The 24935-nt window shown below is 67.4% G+C and carries 23 protein-coding genes and 1 pseudogene; 11 read left to right on the plus strand and 13 right to left on the minus strand.

Going from position 1 to position 24935, the window contains the following annotated elements; all coding sequences use genetic code 11:
• Positions 1 to 103: 103 nt before the first annotated feature.
• From A9X01_RS20545 to A9X01_RS20560, 4 genes are all read right to left on the minus strand, one after another.
• Positions 104 to 1435 (minus strand): aromatic ring-hydroxylating oxygenase subunit alpha, encoded by a 1332-nt coding sequence (locus A9X01_RS20545; RefSeq protein ID WP_065122516.1) that lies wholly within the window; start codon positions 1433 to 1435, stop codon positions 104 to 106.
• A 13-nt stretch (positions 1436 to 1448) separates the two neighbouring features.
• The gene (locus tag A9X01_RS20550) at positions 1449 to 3209 is read right to left on the minus strand and encodes an N-acyl-D-amino-acid deacylase family protein (RefSeq protein ID WP_065122549.1); all 1761 of its coding nucleotides are present in this window, start codon (positions 3207 to 3209) and stop codon (positions 1449 to 1451) included.
• Between the two features lie 118 nt (positions 3210 to 3327).
• Entirely contained in the window at positions 3328 to 3756 is a 429-nt protein-coding gene (locus A9X01_RS20555; RefSeq protein WP_065122517.1) for an ATP-binding protein, read from the minus strand.
• Positions 3757 to 3803: 47 nt separating this feature from the next.
• Entirely contained in the window at positions 3804 to 4181 is a 378-nt protein-coding gene (locus A9X01_RS20560; protein ID WP_065122518.1) for an STAS domain-containing protein, read from the minus strand.
• Between the two features lie 242 nt (positions 4182 to 4423).
• Between A9X01_RS20560 and A9X01_RS20565 the strand changes: the two genes are divergently transcribed.
• The 6 genes from A9X01_RS20565 (at position 4424) to A9X01_RS20590 (ending at position 10306) form a co-directional block, all read left to right on the plus strand.
• A complete protein-coding gene (locus tag A9X01_RS20565; protein ID WP_065122519.1) occupies positions 4424 to 5473 on the plus strand; it encodes an ABC transporter permease in 1050 nt (349 codons plus the stop codon).
• Positions 5474 to 5476: 3 nt separating this feature from the next.
• Positions 5477 to 6469, plus strand: coding sequence for an ATP-binding cassette domain-containing protein (locus A9X01_RS20570; RefSeq protein ID WP_065122520.1), 993 nt, complete (start codon positions 5477 to 5479; stop codon positions 6467 to 6469).
• Positions 6470 to 6513: 44 nt separating this feature from the next.
• Entirely contained in the window at positions 6514 to 7563 is a 1050-nt protein-coding gene (locus tag A9X01_RS20575) for an ABC transporter permease (RefSeq protein ID WP_065122521.1), read from the plus strand.
• A gap of 2 nt (positions 7564 to 7565) precedes the next feature.
• Positions 7566 to 8561, plus strand: a complete 996-nt coding sequence (locus A9X01_RS20580) for an ABC transporter ATP-binding protein (RefSeq protein ID WP_065122522.1) — start codon at positions 7566 to 7568, stop codon at positions 8559 to 8561.
• Positions 8562 to 8663: 102 nt separating this feature from the next.
• Positions 8664 to 9752: a catalase family peroxidase gene (locus tag A9X01_RS20585; RefSeq protein ID WP_253849247.1), complete on the plus strand. Its 1089-nt coding sequence runs from the start codon at positions 8664 to 8666 to the stop codon at positions 9750 to 9752.
• A complete protein-coding gene (locus A9X01_RS20590; RefSeq protein WP_065122524.1) occupies positions 9752 to 10306 on the plus strand; it encodes a cytochrome b in 555 nt (184 codons plus the stop codon). Before A9X01_RS20585 ends, A9X01_RS20590 begins: the two co-directional genes overlap by 1 nt.
• Before the next feature lie 10 nt (positions 10307 to 10316).
• Here A9X01_RS20590 and A9X01_RS20595 read toward each other — a convergent pair whose 3' ends face one another.
• Positions 10317 to 11258, minus strand: a complete 942-nt coding sequence (locus A9X01_RS20595; protein ID WP_065122550.1) for a CE1 family esterase — start codon at positions 11256 to 11258, stop codon at positions 10317 to 10319.
• A gap of 76 nt (positions 11259 to 11334) precedes the next feature.
• On the opposite strand from A9X01_RS20595, the gene A9X01_RS20600 reads away from it, so the two are divergent.
• Positions 11335 to 11781 carry a MarR family winged helix-turn-helix transcriptional regulator gene (locus A9X01_RS20600; RefSeq protein WP_065122551.1) on the plus strand — a complete coding sequence of 149 codons (447 nt, stop codon included), beginning with the start codon at positions 11335 to 11337 and terminating at the stop codon, positions 11779 to 11781.
• On the opposite strand, the gene A9X01_RS20605 is transcribed toward A9X01_RS20600, so the two are convergent.
• From A9X01_RS20605 to A9X01_RS20625, 5 genes and pseudogenes are all read right to left on the minus strand, one after another.
• Positions 11737 to 13083 carry an acyltransferase family protein gene (locus A9X01_RS20605; RefSeq protein WP_065122525.1) on the minus strand — a complete coding sequence of 449 codons (1347 nt, stop codon included), beginning with the start codon at positions 13081 to 13083 and terminating at the stop codon, positions 11737 to 11739. The two genes, A9X01_RS20600 and A9X01_RS20605, sit on opposite strands and share 45 nt — an antisense overlap.
• A 70-nt stretch (positions 13084 to 13153) precedes the next feature.
• Positions 13154 to 14227, minus strand: a pseudogene (locus A9X01_RS20610) (PE family protein); the annotation flags it as partial.
• 41 nt (positions 14228 to 14268) lie between these two features.
• Positions 14269 to 14643, minus strand: a complete 375-nt coding sequence (locus tag A9X01_RS20615) for a hypothetical protein (RefSeq protein WP_065122552.1) — start codon at positions 14641 to 14643, stop codon at positions 14269 to 14271.
• Positions 14644 to 14718: 75 nt separating this feature from the next.
• Complete coding sequence (locus A9X01_RS20620) at positions 14719 to 15894, minus strand: sulfotransferase family protein (RefSeq protein WP_065122527.1); 1176 nt, start codon at positions 15892 to 15894, stop codon at positions 14719 to 14721.
• Positions 15891 to 16970, minus strand: coding sequence for a DUF1214 domain-containing protein (locus A9X01_RS20625; RefSeq protein ID WP_065122528.1), 1080 nt, complete (start codon positions 16968 to 16970; stop codon positions 15891 to 15893). Before A9X01_RS20625 ends, A9X01_RS20620 begins: the two co-directional genes overlap by 4 nt.
• Positions 16971 to 16987: 17 nt before the next feature.
• Here A9X01_RS20625 and A9X01_RS20630 point away from each other — a divergent pair, with 17 nt between their 5' ends.
• A complete protein-coding gene (locus A9X01_RS20630) occupies positions 16988 to 17590 on the plus strand; it encodes a TetR family transcriptional regulator (protein WP_065122529.1) in 603 nt (200 codons plus the stop codon).
• On the opposite strand, the gene A9X01_RS20635 is transcribed toward A9X01_RS20630, so the two are convergent.
• A complete protein-coding gene (locus A9X01_RS20635; RefSeq protein WP_065122530.1) occupies positions 17574 to 18161 on the minus strand; it encodes a TetR/AcrR family transcriptional regulator in 588 nt (195 codons plus the stop codon). The two genes, A9X01_RS20630 and A9X01_RS20635, sit on opposite strands and share 17 nt — an antisense overlap.
• 144 nt (positions 18162 to 18305) lie before the next feature.
• Here A9X01_RS20635 and A9X01_RS20640 point away from each other — a divergent pair, with 144 nt between their 5' ends.
• The 3 genes from A9X01_RS20640 to A9X01_RS20650 are packed head-to-tail and all read left to right on the plus strand — an operon-like array spanning position 18306 to position 22186.
• Positions 18306 to 20525, plus strand: a complete 2220-nt coding sequence (locus A9X01_RS20640) for an acyl-CoA dehydrogenase family protein (RefSeq protein WP_065122531.1) — start codon at positions 18306 to 18308, stop codon at positions 20523 to 20525.
• A gap of 42 nt (positions 20526 to 20567) precedes the next feature.
• Positions 20568 to 21776 carry a thiolase family protein gene (locus A9X01_RS20645; RefSeq protein WP_065122532.1) on the plus strand — a complete coding sequence of 403 codons (1209 nt, stop codon included), beginning with the start codon at positions 20568 to 20570 and terminating at the stop codon, positions 21774 to 21776.
• Positions 21777 to 21778: 2 nt separating this feature from the next.
• Entirely contained in the window at positions 21779 to 22186 is a 408-nt protein-coding gene (locus A9X01_RS20650) for a Zn-ribbon domain-containing OB-fold protein (protein ID WP_065122533.1), read from the plus strand.
• A 76-nt stretch (positions 22187 to 22262) separates the two neighbouring features.
• On the opposite strand, the gene A9X01_RS20655 is transcribed toward A9X01_RS20650, so the two are convergent.
• Positions 22263 to 23717 (minus strand): aldehyde dehydrogenase family protein, encoded by a 1455-nt coding sequence (locus A9X01_RS20655; RefSeq protein WP_065122534.1) that lies wholly within the window; start codon positions 23715 to 23717, stop codon positions 22263 to 22265.
• Between the two features lie 84 nt (positions 23718 to 23801).
• On the minus strand, positions 23802 to 24779 hold the full coding sequence (locus A9X01_RS20660) for a LacI family DNA-binding transcriptional regulator (RefSeq protein ID WP_065122553.1): 978 nt from the start codon (positions 24777 to 24779) through the stop codon (positions 23802 to 23804).
• Positions 24780 to 24935: the final 156 nt, after the last annotated feature.

Genomic DNA, 24935 nt, shown 5'->3' on the forward strand with positions numbered 1-24935 from the left:
GATCCCGCGACCCCCGACATCTCCACACGGAGTATCGGCGGCTGCGCCAGAGGTCTATAACAGACCGCGCTAAAGCCCCCATTTCGTGCCGAAATGAGGGGCTTTAGCGTCTGCTCGCGCAAACACGCTCGGACTCGGGCAGGTCCAGATAGCGCTCCAGGTTGCGGTGCATGTTGATCACGCGGCGCTCTTCGTTGGACAGCACCAAATGGGTGAGCCCGGGCTGATGCAAGCCGCGCTGCACACCCGGCAGCACCCGGATGTCCTGGGTGAGCACGATTCCGGGTTCGGCGTCCGCGGCCGACATCCGGACATCGGTCGGCTTGTTCCGTCCCGCACCCGGCGGCATCCGCGACATCAGGAACATCACCAGCTCACCGTGATCGGGATCCGGTCCGGGCCGCGAGCACATGATCGTCAGGTGGTCGGCGTTGGCCAGGAACGTCAGGTTGGGAAAGACGTTGTACTGGTGCAACCGCGTGATCCGATCGGTGTCGGCCCAGTCCAGGTTGACACCGCGACTGGCGGCAAACGCCCGGGTATGGGCAGCGATCAAGTCGGGCACCGTTTGGCCGGGCTGCCGTTCGGAGGCGGGAAACGGCGTGCCCTCGGCCGCGCCCATCAGCGCGCCCTGGGTGTAAACGTAAGCGTCCCAGACCTCTTCGTCGCTCAGCTTGCCCTCGAACCGCGGGCTCGGCACCCCGTAGGGTTGATCCGACTTACCGGCATGCACCCAGATCTTCTGCGGCGCATGAATATCGTCGACACAGCGCAGCAGTTCGGGATGCAGTGTCTGAATGTGGTAGGTCTCGCTGTAGCCGTCGGCGATCGTTTTCCAGTTGGCCTCCACCTCCACCGTCAGCGTTGCATAACAACGGAAGTCGCCGATGTTGCACCATGCGATGTCCTGCGGAATCTCGTCCAGGTACTCCATCAACGGCATCGCACCCAGGTCGAGATTGACGAACACCATGCCCTCGAAGGTGTCGACCAGCGCTGGCAGCAGAGGAAACTCGGACATCTTCAGCGAGCCGAAACCCTTGCGGTTGGGCACCCGCTTGAGCGCACCGGCCAGGTCCCAAGTCCAGCCGTGGTAGCCGCACTTGAGCTCGCGCAGACCCGAACCGGAACCCACACACAGCGAGTTGCCGCGATGCCGGCAGGCGTTCTGAAACGCGCGCAGCACGCCGTCGTCCCCTCGGACGATCAGCACTCCGTATGGACCGCAACGGTATTCGAAGTAATCGCCCGGCTCGGCAACATGGTCGACCATGCACGCGATCTGCCACACCCGCGGCCACATCCGCTCCATCTCCAGCGCGGCAAACGCCGGTGAGTAATAGCGCTCGACCGGCACCAGGGTCGGGGAGGCGGGCGGGGTGCCGATCGCATCCTCACCCCCGGTACGGGTGGGGTTGCCCTCGGGGGTCGTCATGGGTTCCGAACGCCTAACGCGCTCCGCGCACCAATCGGCCCGGACGCGCCCCGGTGTCGACATCCCTTCGGCGGGTCACGGTCCCGCTCACGATCGTGGCGGCGTAACCGCTTGCGCACTGCAGGATCCGGCGCCCGCCGGCGGGCAGGTCGAAGGCCATCGCCGCGGGGTGCAGCCGCAGCGTGTCCATGTCGATCACGTTGATGTCGGCTTTCTTGCCCGGTTCGATGGTGCCGCGGTCGGTGAGCCCGAACAGGTGCGCGGTGTCGCGAGACTGCTTGCGGATCACGTACTCCAACGACAACTTCTCCCCGCGTCGCCGGTCGCGCGCCCAATGCGTCAGCAGGAACGTGGGATAGGAAGCGTCACAGATCATTCCGCAGTGCGCCCCGCCGTCGGACAAGCCCAGCACACCCGCCGGGTGCAGCATCATCTCCCGGATCGCGTCGTGGTTGCCTTCGGCGTAGTTGAACAGCGGGAGCATCAACATCGCCGTCGCGTCCGACTCCAGCATCAGGTCATAAAGCGTCGAAAGCGGATCCTCGCCGCGCGATTTGGCGATCGCGGCGACGGTGCGGTCCGGTGTCGGCTCGTAGTCCGGCGGGTCACCGAGCGCGTACAGGCGGCCCAGCGAATGCTGAACCATCGCGAACATGCCGTCGAACAACTGTGTCGGATCGATGGGCAGGTCGTCCTCGGACAAGATCGCGGCTTTGACGGCGGGGTCGGCCAGGCGCTGGGCAAGCTCCGCGCGACTGCACTCCGCCTTGAGCCGGCGGTAGGTCGGCCGGTGGGTGAAACCGTGGTGCCCCTGGAACCCGATCATCATCCCGAACGGGCGGGCCGCGATCTGCGGATGCAGCCGGCTGCCTTCGGCGTGTGCGGCGGCGGAGACGTCCAGTTGCTCGCGCCACAGGTTGGGGTCGGCGTCGACCTGGATCAACGCAAAGGACACGGGGCGGTCGATCTCGCGGCTGAGTCGCCGCATCCAGTCCAGTTCCTTCTTGGGGCCGATGATGTCCTCTCCGGCGGCGCCCTGCGGCGCCAGCTCGAACACCGCCTGCCCGCCGGCGGCCATGGCTCGACCCAGTCCGAACAGTTCCTCTTCGGCGGCGAAGGTGCCCGGCACCGGTTCGCCGTCCATCGCCGTGTGGGCCAGCGTGCGCGACGTGGAGAACCCGAGGGCGCCCGCTTCGATGCCTTCGCGGACCAGCCTGGCCATTGCCTCGATGTCCTCGGGGGTGGCGGGTTCGTTGCGGGCGCCTCGCTCGCCCATGGCGTAAGCGCGGACCGCGCCGTGGGCGATCTGGCTGCCGACGTCGACGGCGAACTGCTGCTTGCCGATCGCGTCGAGGTACTCCGGGTAGGTCTCCCAGCCCCAGGTGATGCCCTCGGTCAACGCGGTGCCGGGGATGTCCTCGACCCCCTCCATCAGCTTGATCAACCAGTCTTCGGTGCCCGGGCGAACCGGAGCGAAACCGACGCCGCAGTTGCCGGTGACGATCGTCGTGACGCCGTGACCGCTGGACGGCTCGAGCAGGCTGTCCCAACTCACCTGGCCGTCGTAGTGCGTATGGATGTCCACGAACCCCGGCGCGACGATGTGACCACTCGCATCGATGGTTTCGGCGGCCTCCCCGGTCAGCTCCGGGTCGTTGGCGCCCCGGCGGGCCACCTCGACGATCTTGCCGTCAGTGATGCCGATGTCCGCGCGATAGCGTTCCGCGCCCGTGCCGTCGACGACGGTGCCACCGATGATTTTCAGGTCGAACATGATTGCCTCCACGGCACGAACCCGGGCTGGGGGATTAATACGCTACGCCGCGTAGCGTATGTAACGACGGTATGCGTCCGGCTCGGCCGAGTCAATGAGCCAGGCGGGTCCGCTCGGATCAACCGGTTGGTGCGTTGAGGCGCTTCCAGAGCAGCCGCACCTGGGTGCCGCGGGGGGTGCCGTTGATGGAGGCTTCATCGGCCAACGCGCGCATCAGGGGTATTCCCCGGCCACGGGAGAAGTCCTTCGCTGGTGCGTGCTTTCGCCACTGCCCGCGATCGTTGACGGTGACCGCCAGGCTGTCCGATTCGGGGTCGTAGGCCGCGTGGATGTCCATCGTCCCGCGGCCGGGTGTGGCGTAGGCGAATTCGGCGACGTTGGACAGCGCTTCGCTGACCGCCAGGACCAGGTCGCTGAACCGCTCGGCGCCCAGGGTGAAATGTCGATCGAGCCAATTGCGGAACTCGACCCGCAGGCGTGCGGCGTTCGAGCTATCGGCGGCAACGCCCGTTCGGACGAAACTGGATCGGTCGTCGAGAGGCGTCATGGTGGGCCGATGGCTAGCGCGTCCGGCCCTCCCCAGCACAACCGGGTCTAGGCACCAGCGACCCAGCTCAAGGCGTTGTCGAGGGTGCGATGCAGGGAAAGCAGGCTGTCGATCCCCATCAGCTTGATCGGGCGGCTGGTGGCGGGGCCGTCGGCCACGACCGCGAACTTGGTCGGCGCGACGACCTCGGCCTGACCGTTCACCAGGACGCTCAGCCCGGCCGAGGCCAGGAATTCCACCTTGCTGAGGTCCACGATGAGGGCCGCGGGCTTGGCGGCCAGAGACGTGCTGATCGCTTCGGCCAGCTGCGGGGCGCTGAGCATGTCGACCTCGCCGGACACGGCGAGCACCACGGCTCCGTCTCTCTCGTGCTGTTCCACCTCGAAAGAGGCCCTGTTCACTGGATCGCCGGGTTGATCGACCATGCTGTATCCAAATCCGTCCTTGCGGGAAAACGCTTAGTTTTCAGACAACCACGCCACGTCGGAGCTGTTGATTCAACCCGCCGCGCACGGCCACCGTTATGCGCACAAATTGCAGCGCTGCGGCAGCTAACAGACACCAATTCTAAGCCACTCCGACTAAACCCTCACAACTGCCGTCGTCAGCGCAGTCAATGCGCAGGCACAATCCGGGTGGGTCTTGTGCACGTTGGTAGCGTCTGGGAATGCTCTTTGCTGCCCTGCGGGATATGCAATGGCGAAAGCGGCGCCTCGTTATCGCCATTGTCAGCACCGGACTCATCTTCGGAATGACGCTGGTGATGAGCGGGCTGGCGAACGGTTTCCGCGTCGAGGCCCGGCAGACCGTCGATTCGCTTGGCGTCGACGCGTTCGTGGTCAAGGATGGCTCCGCGGGACCGTTCCTGGGCTCGACCCCGTTTCCCGACGTTGACCTGGGCCGGGTGCGATCGGAAGCCGGGGTTTCGGCCGCCGCACCGCTGGGCTGCGTGGGCACGATCATGCGGGAAGGAACGTCGACGCGGAACGTCACCGCGTTCGGTGCGCCCGAGCACGGACCCGGTATGCCGCAGGTATCCGAGGGCCGGGCGCCGGCCCGGCCGGATGAGGTCGCGGCGTCCAGCGTGCTGGGCCGCCATCTCGGCGACACCATTCAGGTGGGCGCACACACCCTGCACATCGTCGGCATCGTCCCCAACTCGACCGCGCTGGCGAAAATCCCCAACATCTTCCTCACCACCGAGGGCCTGCAGCGGGTCGCCTACAACGGTCAGCCGATGGTCACCTCCATCGGCGTCAACGGCACGCCCTCCGCACTGCCCGACGGCTACCGGACCTATGACCGGACCGGTGCGGTCAACGACCTGATCCGGCCGCTGAAGGTGGCGGTCAACTCGATCACGATTGTGGCGATTCTGTTGTGGATTGTGGCGGTGCTGATTGTGGGGTCGGTCGTCTATCTCTCCGCACTCGAGCGGGTCCGCGACTTCGCGGTGTTCAAGGCGATCGGCACGCCGACGCGCTCGATCCTGGCGGGGCTGGCGCTGCAAGCCCTCATCGTCTCCCTGTTCGCGGCCGCGGTCGGCGTTGTGTTGTCCAAATTGCTGGCGCCGTTGTTCCCGATGGTCGTCGCGGTCCCGGTGGAGGCGTATTTCCTGTTGCCGGTGGTCGCGATCGTGATCGGGCTGCTGGCCAGCCTCGCCGGCCTGAGGCGCGTGGTAGCCATCGATCCCGCACTCGCGTTCGGAGGTCCGTAACCGTTGGGCGATCTCAGCATCCAGAATCTGGTCGTCGAGTACTACAGCGGCGGCTATGCCCTGCGGCCGATCAACGGGCTCAACCTCGACGTGGCGTCCGGGTCGCTGGTGATCCTGCTGGGGCCCAGTGGTTGCGGCAAGACGACGCTACTGTCCTGCCTCGGCGGCATCCTGCGGCCCAAGTCCGGGGCCATCAAGTTCGACGACGTCGACATCACCTCACTGGACGGCAAGGAATTGGCCCAGTACCGGCGCGAGAAGGTGGGCATCGTCTTCCAGGCCTTCAACCTGGTGCCCAGCCTGTCCGCCCTGGAGAACGTGATGGTGCCGCTACGGGCCGCCGGCATGTCCCGCAAGGCCTCCCGCCGGCGCGCCACCGAGCTGCTGGAGCGGGTCAACCTCGGCGACCGGCTCAAGCACCGCCCGGGCGACCTCAGCGGCGGGCAGCAGCAGCGGGTTGCGGTCGCGCGTGCGATCGCCCTGGACCCGCCGTTGATCCTGGCGGACGAACCGACCGCCCACCTGGACTTTATCCAGGTCGAAGAGGTGCTGCGACTGATCCGCGAGCTCGCCGACGGCGATCGGGTAGTGGTGGTCGCGACCCACGATTCCCGGATGTTGCCGATGGCCGACCGGGTGGTGGAGCTGACCCCCGGTTTCGCCGACACCGACCGGGCGCCGGAAACGTTCGAGCTCAAGGCCGGCGTGGTGTTGTTCGAGCAGAGCACCATGGGCGAGCTCATCTACGTGGTGAAAGAGGGCGAGTTCGACCTGGTGCACGAATTGGCCGACGGTGGCGAGGAATTGATCAAGGTGGCCGGCCCCGGAGATTACTTCGGTGAGATGGGTGTGTTGTTCCACATGCCGCGGTCGGCGACCGCGCGGGCCCGCACCGACGCGACGGTGGTCGGTTACACGGCGCAAGCCTTCCGGGAACGCCTGGGAATGGGCGGCAAGCGTGATCTGATCGAGCATCGCGAGCTCAGCAGCGAGTGAAAATGACCCTGCCCAGATAGGGCAAACGACGGTAGCGTCAGTGCATGCTGTTCGCGGCCTTGCGCGACATGCAATGGCGAAGGCGCCGCCTGGTCATCGCGATCGTCAGCACCGGACTGGTGTTCGCGATGACGCTCGTGCTCACCGGGCTGGCCAACGGTTTTCGGGTCGAGGCGCAGCGCACCGTCGACGCGATGGGTGTCGACGCGTTCGTCGTCAAGTCCGGTGCGGCCGGGCCGTTCCTGGGCTCCACCCCGTTCGCTCCAGTCGACCTGGCCCGGGTGGCCGCGGAGCCCGGCGTGGTGGCGGTGGCGCCCCTCGCGACCGCCGCGGCCGCCATCCGGGAAGGCACCGCCACGCGCAACGCCACCGCCTTCGGCGCGCCGGAACGCGGACCGGGCATGCCGAAGGTCTCCCAGGGCCGGGCTCCCGCCGCACCGGACGAGGTGGCGGTGTCGAGCACACTGGGCCGGAAGCTGGGCGACAGCGTGCAGGTCGGTGCCCGGACGCTGCGCGTGGTGGGCATCGTCCCCAACTCCACCGCACTGGCCAAGATGCCCAACATCTTTCTCACCACCGAAGGGCTGCAACAACTTTCGTACACGGGGCAGCCGATGGTCACCTCGATCGGCGTCAAGGGCGCCCCGAAGGACCTGCCCGAGGGCTACCAACTCGTCGACCGCGCGGTCGGCGTCGCCGACCTGCTGCGGCCGTTGAAGGTGGCCGTCGACGCGATCACGATCGTGGCGATCCTGCTGTGGATCGTGGCGGTGCTGATCGTGGGCTCGGTGGTATACCTTTCCGCGCTCGAGCGGTTGCGGGACTTCGCGGTGTTCAAGGCGATCGGCATTCCGACCCGGTCGATCCTGGTGGGGCTGTGCCTGCAGGCGCTGGTGGTGGCGTTGCTCGCCGCGGTGGTCGGCGTCCTGCTGGCGCAATTGCTGGCGCCGCTGTTTCCGATGCTGGTGGTGATTCCGGTCGGCGCGTATCTGGCGTTGCCGGTGATCGCCATCGCGATCGGGTTGTTGGCCAGCGTCGCCGGGTTGCGGCGCGCGGTGGCGGTGGAACCGGCGCTCGCTTTCGGAGGTCCCTGACCGTGGGCGATTTGAGCATTCAGGACCTCGTCGTCGAATACTCCAGCGGTGGCTACGCGCTGCGGCCGATCAACGGCCTGAGCCTCGACGTGGCGGCCGGGTCGCTGCTGATCCTGTTGGGACCCAGTGGCTGCGGGAAGACGACGCTGTTGTCCTGCCTGGGCGGGATACTGCGGCCGAAGTCCGGAGTGATCAAGTTCGACGGCGTGGAGATCACCGCACTCGACGGCGCCGCGATGGCGCGGTACCGCCTGGAGAAGGTCGGCATTGTGTTCCAGGCCTTCAACCTCGTGCCCAGTCTCACCGCACTGGAGAACGTGATGGTCCCGCTGCGCGGCGCCGGCATGTCGCGCGGGGCGGCGCGACGGCGCGCCACCGAGCTGCTCGAGCGGGTGAACCTCGGCGAGCGGATGAAGCATCGTCCCGGCGACCTCAGTGGCGGGCAGCAGCAGCGCGTCGCGGTGGCCCGGGCGATCGCGCTGGACCCGCCGTTGATCCTGGCGGACGAACCGACCGCGCACCTGGACTTCATCCAGGTCGAGGAGGTGCTGCGGCTGATCCGGGAACTCGCCGACGACGACCGGGTGGTGGTGGTCGCCACCCACGACAGCCGAATCCTGCCGATGGCCGACCGGGTGGTCGAGATGGTCGCGCCCGCCGCCGCCGCCACCAATCGGGCCCCGGAGACGGTGCGCCTGAAGGCGGGCGAGGTGCTGTTCGAGCAATGCACCATGGGTGACCTGATCTACCTGGTCTCCGACGGGGAGTTCGAGATCGTGCGCGAATTGGCCGACGGCGGTGAGGAATTGGTCAAGGTCAGTGGCCCCGGCGACTATTTCGGCGAGATGGGAGTGTTGTTTCACATGCCGCGGTCAGCCACCGTGCGCGCCCGCACCGACGCGACCGCCGTCGGTTACACCGCACAGGCCTTCCGCGAGCGACTGGGACTGGGCGGTATCAGCGACGTGCTGGACCATCGCGAACCGGCCGACGATTAACCGCTCTGAACGATTCCGTTCGCCTGCTCGTGGTGCGGATTGAACCTGTGTCGCCGACACTGTTTCTGTTTGCGGTCTGTTCGTGCCGAAAGGACGGTGGGCATGGGGCCCCAGCACGAGGAATCCCCTGCGGGCAAAGCCGCCGATCGACCGGCGCTGAGCAGGCGAGGAGCGCTGCTGGGCATGGGCGCCGTGGCCGGTTTCGCCGCGGTGGATGTCGGCGGGTTCGCTTACGCCGGTGGGTGGTTGCGACCGGACACGCTGACACCGGGCCGATTCGCCGACCGCTTCGAAGACGTCTACGGCCGGCACGACGGGTTTCGTCGCAACCACGCCAAAGGACTCAGTGCGACAGGAACTTTCGAGAGTAACGGCACCGGCACGCAGATCTGCCGTGCTTCGGTCTTCGGTAGCGGCACGGTGCCGGTCGTCGGCCGCTTCTCGCTGGGCGGCGGCCTACCCGATCAGCCCGACAAGCCCGACACGGTCCGGGGCCTCGGCCTGTTGTTCCGCGCCTCCGATGGCCAGGAGTGGCGCACCGCGATGATCAACCTGCCCGTCTTCACCGACAGCACCCCGGAAGGGTTCTTCGAGAGGTTGCTTGCCGGCAAGCCTCGGCCCGACACCGGCAAGCCCGACCCGCAGCGGATGGCCGCGTTCATGGACCGGCATCCCGAGACCGCGGCGGCGATGAAGATCATCAAGCAGACACCGCCCAGCGCCGGCTTCGCCGACAGCGCGTATCACGGTCTCAACGCCTTTCACTTCACCAATGACGCGGGCGCGACCGTTGCGGTGCGCTGGTCGTTGCTGCCGGTCGACCCGCCGGGCCCTGCCGCCGGAGCAACCGGAAAGGACTACCTGTTCGACGAACTGATCCGCACGGTGGCACAGCGGCCCCTGCAGTGGCGACTGGTTTTGACCGTCGGCGACCCGGGGGACCCGACCAATGACGCCACCAAGATGTGGCCGCCATCGCGGCGCACCATCGACGCGGGCATCCTGACTGTCACCGCGGTACAGACCGAAGCGGCGGGTAACGCTCGGGACGTCAACTTCGACCCGACGGTGTTGCCGGACGGCATGGCCCTGTCCGACGATCCCCTCCCAGCGGCGCGGGCCGGCGTGTACGCGCGGTCCTTCACCCGCCGCGCCGAAGAACCCAAGTCGCCGAGCGAGGTCCGCGCCTGATGGCCGAAACAACCAGCACAGCACCACGTTTCGCGGTGCCATCGCGAATTCTGCACTGGCTGATGGCACCGATGGTGATCGCCCAACTGCTGATCGGCGTGACAATGGTGGCGTCGCTGAGCTATTACCCGCTGCTGCTGGCGATCCACCGCCCGCTGGGCGTGCTGATCCTCATCTTCGCGGTGATCCGGCTCGTCAACCGGCTCACCCACACGTTGCCGCCGTTCCTGACGACCATGGGCCCGGTGGAGCGGCGCATCGCGTCGTGGTCGGAGTACCTGTTGTATGGGCTGCTGATCGTGCAGCCGTTGACGGGCTGGGCGATGCTATCGGCCGCCAGGAACCCGATCGTGTCGCTGGGACCGTTCCACCTGCCCGGCATCGCCCCGCACAACATCGACGCCTACGCGGTGCTGCGGGAGTGCCACGGTGTCTTCGCCTTCCTGCTGTTCCTGACGTTCACCGCCCACGTCTGCGCGGTGCTGTTCCACACGCTCGTGCTGCGCGACCGGATCATCGACCGGATGGCGGTGTGGCCCACCAGGCGTCGCTGATTCGGACTGATCAGCGGTGGTGCTGGGCGAAGAACTCCCAGATGGTGTCGGTGGCATCGAGCGCGGTTGAGGGCGGCGGCAAACCCAGCCGGTCCAACAGAGGTCCGCGGACACCGCCGGGCCATTGATGGCCGGCGTCGGCCACCGAGATCAAGCGAACCGTGCGGCCGTCCGGGCAGTCGGCCGTTTCGGTGGTCACCAACCCGGCGGTGGTCGAGGTCGGTGCCGGGCAGGCGTCGATGGCGCGCCAGGCCGCTGCCACCGCCGGTACGCCCGGGCCGTCGACACGCGGGTTGCCATCGATTTTCAAACTCTTACCGGGGCCGCCGTTGTAGGGCACGCTGGCGTCGGCCGTGCCGTGGATCTGCAGTACCGAGGTCGGCCGGGCCCGCGAGCAGTCGGTCACCGTGGTACCCGCCACGGGAGCGACCGCGGCGAAGATGTCTGTCTCGCAGGCCAATCGGAGTGACATCATGGCGCCGTTGGACATGCCCGTGACATACACCCGCGCCGGGTCGACGGGAGTCTGTTGCGTTATCGCGCCGACCATGGCGGTGATGAAACCGACGTCGTCGAGGTTGGACTGCGCGGGGCGGCCGCAGCACGAGCCGGCGTTCCACGCCCGGCCCTGACCGTCGGGATAGGCAACCAGGAAGTGGCCCCGGTCGGCCGTACTGTCCCAGTGGTAGGAGCGTTCTGCTTGGGCTCCGTTGCCGAACCCGCCGTGCAGCATCACCACCAACGTGGCCGCCCCGGTCAAACCGGCCGGGCGGTAGAGGTGGAAAGTCCTGCTGCCGCCGGCCCATTGGATGGTTTGCGAGGACTGCCCGACCGGAATTGAGGGATGGTCCGGCGATCCGACGGCATGGCCGCCGCCGACACACCCGGCCAGCAACGCCGCAAGGGCGACCACCACCGGCAGTTGCCGGGCCCGGGCACATCGCGAGGCCATCAGCCCATGGTGACAGCGCCGCTCAGGTTTGACAAGTAACTTGTCAAAATTCGCGGAGATGGCAGACTCGGCCATCATGGGACGTCTGGCGGATGCTCAGTGGGAACCGACGGTGCCGGCCTTGATGCAACTGGTGGCGGCCACCGGTGGTCCGCGGCTGCGTGCGGCATTCACGGCCGCCGGGCTCGACGGCATCCGGCCGGCCCAGGCCGTGGCACTGGTTCCGTTGGCCGGCGGGGGGTTGCACGCCTCGGACCTGGCCGATCGGCTCGGGGTGAGTCGCCAGGCGGTGGCTCAGGCGATCACCGCGCTGGAGCGAGGTGGCTATGTGATCCGAGAGTCCAATCCCGTCGACGCGCGCACCCGGATCATCGAACTGACCCCACGCGGTCGGCATGCATTGGGCGTAATGCGTTCTAGTGCACTGGCTTTGGAGAAGAGCTGGGAGCAGACCCTCGGATCCCGCCGGCTGGCCGAATTACGCCGCGCGTTGCAGGACCTCTTGGCCGCCATGGGGCACTGACGGCACGACTGACGGGCGCACCGCCGCCAGGAGTCGCGCGACCAACAACGCGGCGAGCATGATCGACACGCACACCAGCCCGTCATCCTTGAGGCCCCACTTCACCGCGGCGAGGACCGCCGCCCCCGCCACGCAGAGCAGCATGCCGACAACGGTGCCCCGCCCGGTTGAGGTGATCGGCGGGACACCGTCCCAACCCGGGAGCGGGTTGTTCTCCAGCGGCCGCAGCGCGACGAACAGCACCGCCACCACAGCAATCATGATGAACAGCTGCGCGAAAGTGACCAACAGGAAGTCTCGCTGTCCCGGGAAGCGTGGCTTACCGAAGGTGTCGAACAGCACGTGCACGCCCAGCAGCGCGGGCATGTGCCACAGGTACAGGGTCATCGCCCCGGAATTGCCGATCGCGGTGAGCCACCACACGCGGGGTCGCCGTGCCCACCGATTGATCGCGGGTGCCGCGGCGATTGCCAACGCGCTCAGCACGATTGCGTGTCCGGCGAGCAACAGCGACGGCGGGCTCATGTTGGCCAGCCGTTGGCCTTCGATGCCGACCAGGCTCAACTCGTAGGGCCCCCACCGGACCAGCGCCACGTCGACGGCGAACAACACCAGCGCCGTCACCAGCGCCGCCCGCCGGGTGATCAACTCGCGCCGGTAGGCAACGCCGAACATGCCGGGAATGAGCCAGGCGGCGAGGTTGAGGTAGCCGATCGGCACCGCGGCGGACCAGTGCAGCCGGATCGCGTCGATGAGGGCGACCAGCGCATAGATGCCGATGACGCCAGCGGCCAGTCGGCTGAGGGTGGTGATCCGGTGCAGCACTGGCATCGCCGCCAGCACCACGACGTAGACGCCGAGGAACCACAGCAGCTGAATGCTGATGCCGGCGACCGGCTCGTAAACATGTTGTGGCAGTACCGGATACAGCAGGGCAAGGGCGAGCGCCCAGAAGGCCAGGTAGTAGAACACCGGGCGGAACAGCCGGGTGCTGCGCTTCATCAGCCAAGCGCCCCAGTTGGTGCCGGGCTGCCACGACGTGAGGCACGCCGCGGTACCGGCGAAGAAGAACAGGGGCATGATCTGGAAGATCCACGTCAGCGCCTGAAATACCACCGACGTGGTGAGCAGGTTGTCCCAGATGAGTACGCCACCGCGGATGATGCTGATCGCCATCACGGTGTGGCCGATCACCACACCGATCAAAGCGGTGATGCGGATGACGTCGATGGCGCGGTCGCGGTCAAGCGGAGTGCGTGCAGCCAGTTCAGCAGGGCTGGGAAAGCCCATCAAAGAGGTCATTCAATCAGCATCGCCGTTCCACGGCGGCCTACGCCTGCGTAGTTCTACCCGTACTGCCCGGGTATCGCTACCCGAGTCCGTCCGGTCCGGGCAGGCCGGGCCGACCGAGCAGTTCACCGCGACTGCCGCCGGTGCCGCCGTGCGCCGGGATGAACCCCGAACCACCGGCGCCGCCGTCGCCGCCGTCGCCGATGAGTTGCGCGCTGCCACCGCTGCCGCCCGGGCCGGCCGTCCCGTCCACCGGCGAGGCGTCGCCACCGCGACCGCCACGACCGCCGTTGCCGATCTGGCCGCCATCGCCACCGTCGCCGCCGACCCCGCCCCGCGCGGAGGTGCTGGACCCGAATCCGTCGCCGCCCGCGCCACCGTTGCCGAAGTACTGGCCGCCGTTACCGCCGTTGCCGCCGTCGCCGCCACCCAACGGGCCGCTGCCGCCCGGGCCGCCGGCGCCGCCGTTGCCGAACCAGCCGGCGTTGCCGCCGAAACCGCCCCAGCCGCCGACCATGTTCGCGCCGCCCTGCCCGCCCTGACCGCCCGCGCCGCCGTTGCCCAACAGCCAGCCGCCGTTGCCGCCGTCGCCGCCGAGCGGCGCGATCTTGTTGATCGCGGTGCTGACCCCGCCTTGCCCGCCGTTGCCGCCGTTGCCGATCAACCCGGCATCGCCGCCGCGACCGCCGAATCGGCCCGGACCCCCGGAGCCGCCGTTGCCGCCGTTGCCGAGCAGCCACCCGCCCGGACCGCCCGCCTCACCCGTCAGCGGACGTCCGTCGACGCCGTTCCCGATCAGCGGGCGGCCGGTTGCGGCCTGGGCGGGCGCGTTGACGGCGTCGAGTAGCGCCTGCGGCGCGCGCTGCAGCAGGTTGCCGAGGTTGGCCGTTTCGGCGGCAGCGTAGGAGTTGCCCGCGGCGTGCAGTGCCTGCAGGAATTGCTCATGGAGAGCGGCCACTTGCGCGCTGACCACGCGATACGACTGCGCGTTGCGGGCGAACAGCTCCGCTACCGCAACCGACACCTCATCGGCGCCGGCCGCCAGCATTTCGGTGGCCGGGCCGGCGGCGGTGGCCGCCCTGATTGCCGCGCCGATACCGGCGATATCGGTCGCCGCGGCGGTGAGAAATTCCGGCGCCGCTACCAGATAAGACATTTAATTGGCCCCCGTGCCATCGGCACCTATTACATGCCCGGTTACATAGCCTGCTGCGTCAGTGTGAAAAAGAGATAAGCAATGCAGAACAGAAAATTGAGCGCCACCAGAACCAGGCCCGCGCATATCGCCGCATGTTTGCAACGCCGTTGTGCATGCGCGACTTTCGCGCTCTTCTTCTCTCGGTTGTATTGAGTGGCGATCAGTGCGAAATTCACGTCGGTCATTTCTCTGTCCGCCGCGGGTGAACCGGTGACCAATTGCTGGAGGCGCCTCGGCGGGATGTCAACGCCGACCAGCGCGAAGCGCCGGCTGAGCCGGCGCGCCTGCCTGCGGCCGAGAATCTGACCTCGCATCTGCAGCTGTTGCGAGAGTCTCCGTCGTTCGTCGCCCCAAGGGTTCGACGGGGTCGTCACAAGCGGGAAGTCTATGTCGTTCGTCACGTTTTAGGGGAGAGAACGCAGCCCGAATTTTCGCCCATCTTCCGGCGGTCAGCGCAGCTGCTCGGTGGGTACCGCGTAGCGGTCCTGGTAGGCGCGCACCCGGTCGCGGACCTCGCCGGCGTCCAGGCCGGTGTCCGGCCAGGTGTATCGGCCCCGACCGCCGTCACCGGGGTGGGCGGCCAGGAAGTCGCGCATCCGCGCCTCGGTGTCGGGCAGCAGCTCGCGGCCCAACTTGCGGTAGATGCCGCCGATCGTGGTCCAAGGGTCCTTGATGAAATCGGCGTAGTGGACGTCGATCACGCGATCGGCAGGGATTCTGCCGCTGTCCCGCAGCGCCATCTCGCGCTCGAGGCCGACGACGATCTCCTCGTAGGACTGCGCCGCGCACTCGGCGATCTCGGACTCGTCGCTGCCCATCCGCCGCAGGTGGTGGGTCAGCGCGGCGATCGACGAGATGACGTTCAGCGGGTCGCGGTGCGTCTGCACGATCAACGCGTCGGGATACTCGGTGAACAACGCATCGAGCTGCCACAGATGCGCCGGTGATTTCAGCAGCCACTGCCCCGGCACGCCAGATTGCAGATGCTGCAGGAAGATTCGATGGTACCGGTAGGCGCCGGTGTGGTCGGCGTCGTACAGCAGCCAGCGGTAGTAGGTCGGCAGGCGGTACTGCACCGAGAAGATCATGCTGGTGAACTCGCTGGCGGTGATGCGGACGCACTCCTGGCCGACCAGCGCGCCCATCGGGTGGAACGCCAGGAAACCCGGGATGATCTGTTCGGACATCTCGATGCCGGCTTGCGCGGCGGCGATGCGCGGGTCGTCGTGGTAGGTCGCCGGCTGCGGTACCGGACAGGGCGCGTCGACCTCCCAGGTCAGCGGCGCGCGCAGGTCGGGATCCTGGGCCAGAAGATCAAAGAGGATCGTGGTCCCGGTGCGGGGCTGGCCGACGATGAAGATCGGCGCGTCGATGCCCTTGGCGGTGACCTCCGGATGCTTTTTGCGCCAAGCGATCACGTCGAGGCGGTTCTTCAGGGCGCGCATGAGATCGAGGTGCGCGATTTCCACCCCGATGGCCGACAGCCTCGCCTCGTTGAGCAGTCCGTCGATGAGCAGCTCCAGTCCGGGCTGCCAGCCGTCGTCGCCGAAGTCGTCGGAACCGGTTTCCTCACACGCGGTGGCGATCAGACGTTCCGGGGCGAACCGGTCCTGCAGCGCGGTCATTGCTGTGCCGCCCGTCGGCGCACGGACACCTTGACATCGGGGGCGGCCGGATTGTCCAGCCACCGCAGCACCACAAACCCGCGATGCCGGCCCCCGGTATCGAGCCAATGGCCTAATCCCAGGTCCTCGGCGGCGATCGCGATGCGAACCCGGCCGTCCGGGTCCGGCGTGACGCCACGGTTGGTCACCGAGCTGTGCCGGCGAGGCGGCTCCAGACACTCATGCCAGATGCTCTCCAGGGTGACGTTCCAATAGCGGGTGTCCGGCGGGGCGATGTCGAGCACCAGGGCTTCGTCCGGTTCGAGGCGGAAGGTGCCGATCATGTACAGGTTGTCCGGAGTGGTGTCGGCCGCGCCCAGGTCAGCGGCCTCGGCGGTGAGCAGAGTATTGGGGTTGCCGAGCAACTCGGGCCTGATCGTGCGGTGCAGTGTCGCCAGCTTCATCAACGACCACGCCATAGCGGTGAACTGCTCGGCGAGCGCCGCGTCGGTCAGTGGCGCCAGCGGGTCGGGGTCGAGTGCCTCGATGTGCAGGCTGGCCAATTGTTCGGCCGCGCGATCGCCGATGTACTCCCGGACGACCACCGACGACGCGTCCCCGGGAATCTGTAGCCACTGCGCGCCGCCGGTGTCGGCCGGTTCCTCGGCGGCCAGCACCAGCTCGAATTCGCCCGAGTGCAAGACCAAGTCGGCGTCGCTGAGATATCCGGCCATACGCCGCGGCGTCAGCCCGGTGCCGGCCAAAATCTGGATACCGAGGTAGGCGCTGGTCCCGCGGGTTCCGGTGATGCGGTACCGGCGGTCACCGCGGATCATGGCGAGGTAGTAATTGCCGTCCGGATTCGGGCCGCCGATCATCCGCGTGGGCGAACACATGTCGAAGAACCACGGCTCATTGGGATCGGCTTCCACGGACAGCTGCGCGCACAGCGAGCTCACCCGCGCGATCACCCGCAACCCTTCGGCGAGTTCCCTCTCCGACTCCGCGTCCTCGGTCACGACGTTCGTGACGTTGCCCAACATCTCTTGGAAGAACCGCCACGCGGTCAGGGCCTGCGGCGCCTCGACTTGAGTCATCGTCTCATACTTAGACTATGTCTCATCCAATAGCCAGACCTTCGCGGAAATCTCTCCTCGAGCGAAGGCGCGCGGCGACCCGCCAGCGCATCGCCGCCGCCGCGGCGCAGCTGGTGGGAAGTGTGGGCCTGGCCGGCGCGACGGTGGACCGGATCGCCGAGACCGCGGCGATCGGCCGCGCGACCTTCTTCCGCTACTTCAACTCCAAGGAGGACGCCGTCGCCGAGGGGGTGAATGTCCAGTGGCTGGAACGGATCACCACGGCGCTGGCCCACCAACCGGATGGCCTGTCCGCAGGCGAGGCCGTGGCGGCGGCCTTCGGCGAATTGGGTGATGGCTTCGCCGAGATCGAGGACCAGATACGCGAACTGGCCACGCTCACCAGGTCATCGGAGACCCTGGACGCCTGGACGTTGCACATCTATGTGCGCTACGAGGCGGCGATCGCAGAGCTGGTCGCGCCGCGCATACCCGAATTGGCGCCGCAGGATCCGCGGCCTCGGCTGATCGGTGCCCTGGCGATGGCCACCGTCCGGATCGCGCTGGACGACTGGCTGAGCCATGGCGGCTCGTTACCGGAGCGGGTGCGTGCCGGGCTGGCGGTCATCTCGATCGGGTGAGCGCGTCGATGATGATCCGGGTGGTCAGTTCGGCCCGCCGGCGTGAATACCGTTTGGCGTCCGAGAGGATCGGATAGACCACGCCGCCGACGATCGCGTCCGCGGCGGACTCGGCGGTCTCGTCGTCGATATCGTCGGCGAGCAGCCTGGTGCGGACACTGTCGTGCAGCGGCTTGCTGAACCCCGCCCGGAGTTTTACGGCCGTGTCCTCGTGCTCCATGCCGGCGACGGTCAGGGTGCGCAGCATCGCGGTGCCGCGGGCGGTTGTCAGCGTCGCGGCGAGCTTGCCCACCCATTCCACGATGTCAGCGGCCAGATCGCCGGTGTGGTTCATCGTCGCCAGGATCCGGTCGGCGTCCTCGAGCATGACGTCGGCGACCAGCGCGGGCCGGCTGCGCCACCACCGGTAGATGGTCTGTTTCCCCACGCCGGCGCGCGCCGCCACCGCCTCGATGGTGAGACCGTCGAAACCCCGCTCGAGCAGCAACTCGCGGGTCGCGGTCACGATGGCCGTGCGGGACTTCTCGCTGCGGCGGCGCGGCGAGTTCGCCTGGCTTTGGTCCGGTGGCATCTGGGGTGGTCCCGTTCGACTTCGACGCGGCAGGCTTGTTACTCTGCCACAAGACGAGACGGTTCGTCTTGTAAGGCCGAAAGGATAGCAGCCCGTGGGGGCGAAGCACAGCACTCTTGGGCGGCCTTGTGAGCGGGCACGCCGATGACCCTGGGATTGACGGCCGAGCAACAGGAGCTCACCGATGCCGTCGGGCAGTTCGCCGCCCGGCATGCTCCGGTTGCCCAGACGCGGGAGAGCTTCGATGCGCTGGCCCGGGGGGAGCTGCCTGCTTGGTGGGATGCCTTGGTGGCAACCGGATTTCACGCGGTCCATCTGCCGGAGAGCGCCGGCGGGCAGGGCGGCGGACTGATCGACAGCGCGTGTGTGCTGGAAGCGGCAGCCAAGGCGTTGTTGCCGGGCCCGCTGCTCCCGACGGTGGCCGCGGGTGCGGTTGCGCTGCAAGCGGATCCGACACCGAGCAGGGAGGTGTTGCTGCGCCAACTGGCCTCTGGTCGGCCCGCGCTGGTCGTGCTACCCGGCAACGGAGAATTCCACGCCCGGCCCGCCGGTGACGGCTGGGTGATTTCGGGTGCCTCGGACCTCACTGCGGGCGTGTGCTCCGCGAACGTGATCCTGGTGGCTGCCGCGGGCCCGGGCGGCGAGCTGGTGTGGGCGTTGACGAACCCGGAAAGCCCCACGGCCGCAGTGGAAGCCGTTGACGGTACCGATATCGTCACCGATGTCGGCCGACTTCGCCTGACCGATCACCGTGCCGAGGGCGTCCTGGTCGGCATCGACCCCGACCGGGCCGAATGCGTCGTCGTCGGCCTGGTGGCGGCCACCACGGCCGGCATCACCCAATGGTGTGTGGAAGCCGTCACGGCGCACCTGCGCATCCGCGAGCAGTTCGGCAAGGTGATCGGCACCTTCCAGGCGCTGCAGCACAGCGCCGCGATGCTGCTGATCAACAGCGAGCTGGCCACCGCGGCGGCCTGGGACGCGGTGCGCGCCCAGGACGAATCGCTGGAGCAGCACCGCATAGCGGCCGCGGGCGCGGCGGTGATCGCTATCTCGCCGGTGCCCGACCTGGTGCTGGATGCCTTGACGATGTTCGGTGCCATCGGCTTCACGTGGGAGCACGATGTGCACCTGTACTGGCGGAGGGCGATCAGCCTGGCCGCCTCTATCGGCCAGGCGAACCGCTGGGCCCGGAGGCTGGGGCAGCTGACCTGCACCCAGCAGCGGGACATGTCGGTGAACCTGGGTGACGCGGATGCGCAGTTCCGCGCTTGGGTGGCTCAAACCCTGGATGTGGCAACCCAATTGAGCAACGACCAACCCGGGCGGCAGGGCGACTACGAGGACTTCAAGACCGGACCCCAGCGCACCCTGATCGCCGAAGCCGGCCTGATCGCACCGCACTGGCCGCCGCCGTGGGGGGTGGACGCCGGTCCGCTGCGGCAGCTCATCATCGACGACGAGTTCGCCAAGCGCCCCGAACTGGTCCGCCCTTCGCTGGGCATCGCCGAGTGGATCCTGCCGTCGGTGCTGCGGGCGGCGCCGAAGGAACTGCAGGACAAGCTGATCCCGCCGACCCAACGCGGCGAGATCGCGTGGTGTCAGCTGTTCAGCGAACCGGCGGCGGGTTCCGACCTCGCCGCGCTGACCACCCGCGCCACCAAGGTCGACGGTGGCTGGAACATCAACGGGCACAAGATCTGGACCTCGGTGGCGCAGCGGGCGGACTACGGTGCGCTGCTGGCCCGCACCGATCCGGCGGCCAGCAAGCACCGCGGCATCGGCTATTTCATCCTCGACATGCGCACCCCGGGGATAGAGATCCAACCGATCAAGACCGCGACGGGCGAGGCGCACTTCAACGAGGTGTTCCTGACCGATGTCTTCGTGCCCGACGAGATGTTGCTCGGCGACCCGGTCGGCGGCTGGAACCTCGCGATCGCCACCATGGCCGAAGAACGTTCGGCGATCAGTGGTTACGTCAAGTTCGACCGCGCGGCCGCCCTGCGGCGCCTGGCTTCGGAAGCCGGCCCCGACCGTGACGACGCGCTGCGCGCGCTCGGCGAACTCGATGCCTACACCAACGCGATCCGGGCGCTCGGAGTGCGGGAGACCATCCGGCTGCTGGACGGCCAGGCCTCCGGGCCGGCTTCCAGCATCGCCAAGGTGGCGATGAATGTGTTGCTGCGGCGCACCTTCGAGGCGACCCTGCAGCTGACCGGCCGGCTGGCCATGGTCGCGGACTCGGACCCGGCGATCGTCGAACCGTACCTGCACCTCCCCGCCGAGCTGATCGGCGGCGGGACCCGGGAGATTCAACTGAACATCATCGCCCAGATGATTCTCGGCCTGCCGCGCAAATAACCGACAACTGGCCCACATGATGGCCCACAACGAGGAAGCGACATGGGATTACGCGGAGAGGCCGCAATCGTCGGGTATGTCGAATTGCCACCGGAGCGGCTGAACAAGGCCTCGCCGGCACCGTTCGTCCTCGAACAGTGGGCCGAATTGGGCGCGGCGGCACTCGAGGACGCCGGCCTGCCTGGCGACGTCGTGAACGGCATCGCCGCATCGCATCTGGCCGAGTCGCAGATCTTCGTTCCCTCCACCATCGCCGAATACCTGGGTGTGCCGGCCAGATTCGCGGAGCTGGTGGATCTCGGCGGCGCCAGCGCGGCCGCGATGGTATGGCGGGCCGCCGCGGCGATCGAGCTCGGCATCTGTGACGCGGTGTTGTGCGCATTGCCGGCCCGCTACATCACGCCGTCGTCCAAGCAGAAGCCCCGGCCGATCGTGGACGCGATGTTCTTCGGTTCGTCCAGCAACCAATACGGCTCTCCGCAGGCCGAATTCGAGATTCCGTACGGCAACCTCGGCCAGAACGGGCCCTACGGCCAGGTGGCGCAGCGCTATGCCGCGGTGTACGGGTACGACGAGCGGGCCATGGCGAAACTCGTTGTCGATCAGCGGGTCAACGCCAATCACACCGAGGGTGCCATCTGGAAGGACAAGCCGCTCACCGTCGAAGACGTGTTGGCCAGCCCGGTGATCGCGGACCCGCTGCACATGCTCGAGATTGTGATGCCCTGCGTGGGCGGGGCCGCAGTCATGGTCGCCAACGCCGAGCTGGCCCGGCGGGCGCGGCACCGGCCGGTGTGGATCAAGGGATTCGGTGAGCATGTGCCGTTCAAGACCCCCACCTACGCCGAGGATCTGCTGAATACGCCGATGGCGGCGGCGGCCGATACCGCGTTCGGCATGACCGACCTGACCCGCGAACAGATGGACATGGTCTCCATCTACGACTGTTACACGATCACCGTGATGCTGTCGCTCGAGGATGCGGGCTTCTGCAAGAAGGGCACGGGCCTGGACTTCATCGCCAACCACGACCTCACCTTCCGCGGGGACTTCCCGCTCAACACCGCCGGGGGCCAATTGGGTTTCGGTCAGGCCGGATTGGCCGGCGGCATGCATCACGTCTGCGACGCCACCCGCCAGATCATGGGCCGCGCCGGTGCGGCGCAGGTCGCCGACTGCAACCGGGCGTTCGTATCCGGCAACGGCGGAATCCTTTCCGAGCAAACGGCACTCGTCCTGGAAGGCGACTGACGATGAACTTCGACCGGCCCATTCCCGTCAAGACGCCCACCACCGAGCCGTTCTGGGACGCGCTGGCCGAGCACCGCATCGTCATCCAGTACTCACCGTCGTCGCAGACATACGTCTTCTACCCACGGGTGCGGGCACCGCGGACGCTGGCCGATGACCTGGAATGGCGCGAGATCTCCGGCATGGGGACGCTGTACTCCTACACCGTGGCGCGCCGACCGGTCAGCCCCCATTTCGCCGACGCGGTGCCGCAACTGCTGGCGATTGTCGAATGGGACGAGGGGCCAAGGTTTTCCACCGAGATGGTGAATGTCGAGCCGGGCGGGCTGAGTGTGGGGATGCGGGTGCGACCGGTGTTCTTCGACTACCCCGACCACGACGTCACAATGCTGCGCTACGAGCCCGCCTAGGGGTGGTGAGCAGACGCTGAAGCCCCTTTTTCGGTTACGAAAAAGGGGCTTCAGCGTCTGCTCGCGCAAGGGAACGTTACATTTGCGCCCAGACGATCTTGGTCTGCAGGTAGGTGTCGAGGCCGGCCTTGCCGGACTCGTACCCCCAGCCGGACTGCTTGTACCCGCCGAACGGCATGGAGTGGTCGAACTGCATCTGACAGTTCAACCCCACCGTTCCGGCCTTGAGCCGCTTGGCGATTCGGTGCGCACGGCCCAGGTCATTGGTCCAGGCGGTCGCAGCCAGCCCGTAGGTGCTGTCGTTGGCCAGCGCCACCGCCTCGTCCTCGTCGTCGAACGGTATCACCGCGACCACCGGGCCGAAGATCTCCTCCTGGAACAACCGGCTGGTGGTGGCGACGTTGGTGAGCACGGTGGGGCGGATGAAGTAGCCCTTGCGGTCCACGCGATTCCCGCCGGTGACCACCTCGACGCCGTCGGAGCGACCTTGGTCGAGGTAGCCGAGCACCCGGGTCAGCTGCTTTTGGCTGATCAGCGGGCCGATCAGGCTGCCCTCGTCCTTGGGCCCGCCCTGCGGCAGGGCGTCGGCAACCTTGGCCAACTGCTCGACGAACTGGTCGAAGATGCCGCGCTGCACAAAGATTCGCGAGCCGCACACACACGCCTGACCGGAGTGGATGAAGGTGCCGAACGCCGCCATCGGGACGGCCTTGGACAGATCGGCGTCGTCGAACACCACCACCGGCGACTTGCCGCCCAGTTCCAGGGTGACCTTCTTCAGGTTGCTGTCACCCGCGGCATGGACGATCGCGCGGCCGACCTCGGTGGATCCGGTGAAGGCGACCTTCTCGACGTCGGGGTGCGCGGTGATGGCCGCACCGGCGGTGTGGCCGTAGCCCAGCAACAGGTTCGCCACCCCCTCGGGCACGCCCGCCTCGTGCAGGATGTTGTCCAGCACCAGGGCCGACAACGGAGTCTCCTCGGCGGGCTTGACCACGCTGCTGCAGCCCGCCGCCAGGGACGGCGCAAGCTTGGCGCAGAAGTTGAAGACCGGCCCGTTCCACGGAAAGATCAGGCCCACAACGCCGTACGGCTCTTTGAGGGTGTAGGCGTGCTGGTGCGAGTCGATGCCGGTGAGGCCGCCGGTGTGGACGTCGGCCGCGATGCCTTCGATCTTCGTGCACCAGCCGGCGTAGTAGCGGAAGAACTCCGAACCCACCGTCACGGTGCCCTGGGCCTGCAGCGGGGTCATGCCGGCGTTCAGCGACTCGAGCTCGGCGAGCAGTTCGGCGTTCTGATCGATCAACTCGCCGACCCGCCACAGGATTTTGGCCCGCTCACTTGGCGGCTTGTCCCGCCATACGCCTGACTCGAAGGATTCCCGCGCGCGCTTGACGGCGTCCTCGACGGCTTCGGGACCACAGTCCTTGAACTCGGTGACCTGCTCTTCGGTGGCGGGATCGACTACCGCAATCGTTTCACCGGTACCGGGTCGTTCGCGGATCTCGTCCAAAACAGCCTGGACCGCCATTCGTACTCCTCCTTGAGTAGCTACCTCGTCATGGCGAGGTTATGCGCTTAACCAACCAATGTCCAGCGCCCCGATCGCGCGGTGTCACGTCGACGAGCGCACCACGACCCGAGCGATATCGGTGATGTCGGGCGATGGCGGGGACGGATACCCCAGCTTCTCGTACAGCTCGGCGATCGCCGCGTCGGCCAGCGCGCGGGGATTGAATTCAACCGAGGTCAGTGGCGGCGTGCTGACCACACCCATGGGGCTGGCGTCGACACCGATCACCGCCAAGTCCCCGGGGCACTGCAGTCGCGCGGCATGGATGCCGTACAGGACGACGCAGGCGATGTCGTCACTCTGCGCGCACACCGCGGTGACGCCGTCGCGGACCCAGCCCCGGACCACGTCGGCGGCGTTGTCCACCGCGATCTCGGCCACACATACCAGTGGCAGGCCGCGTGATTCGACAGCACGGGAGACCCCGTCGAGCCAGTAGTCACCCAGCGCACGCCACTTGGGGCTGCCGCCATAGGCAAAGGCGATCTGCCGATGCCCGCGCGACACGAGGTGCGCCACCCGCATTTCGCCTACGGCGAGGTGCGGGTCGCCGAGGGAGGGCAGTGTCCCGATCTCGACATAGGGGATGTCCGCTGCTTTCACCGCGCGCGCAGCGGCTTCGCTCAGCGGAAAGAGACTGGTCACCGCCACCGGGTCGAGATTTTCGATCGCGTCGACGACGTGATGGTTGTCCTCGGTCTCGAAGATCTGCACTTGCAACAAACCCAGTCGCGCCAGTTCCGTGGTCATCCGGGAGCCGGCCTGGATCGGCATGTCACCCACCGCGATGTGCGGCACTACGAAAAGAACGACGCCGCTCTTGCCGCGAGCGAGATTGCGGGCCGCCATGTTCGGGCGGTAGCCGAGCAATTTCGCGGCGCGGTTGACGGCATCCCGGGTCTGCGCGGAGATCCGACGGCCTTCGGCGTTGTTGAGCACATAGCTGACGGTGGCTGTCGAGACGTCCGCCAGGCGAGCAACATCGGCGGTGGTGGGCCGCACACCTTTGTCCCCGCTCAACTCGTCACCTTCCGGGCGCCGTGATGCCTCATGGTGGCACGCGCCGTCGCGTCGCAGCGCGCAATACCCCATCCCCGGGTCTCGCTGGGTCCTCGCAGCAATTGACTAATAGTCTTTAATACAGGGCCATCCGTCGCATTGAAAACATGCGTTCTA

The sequence above is a fragment of the Mycobacterium asiaticum genome (assembly GCF_001668675.1).
GTDB classification, from domain to species: Bacteria; Actinomycetota; Actinomycetes; order Mycobacteriales; family Mycobacteriaceae; genus Mycobacterium; species Mycobacterium asiaticum_D.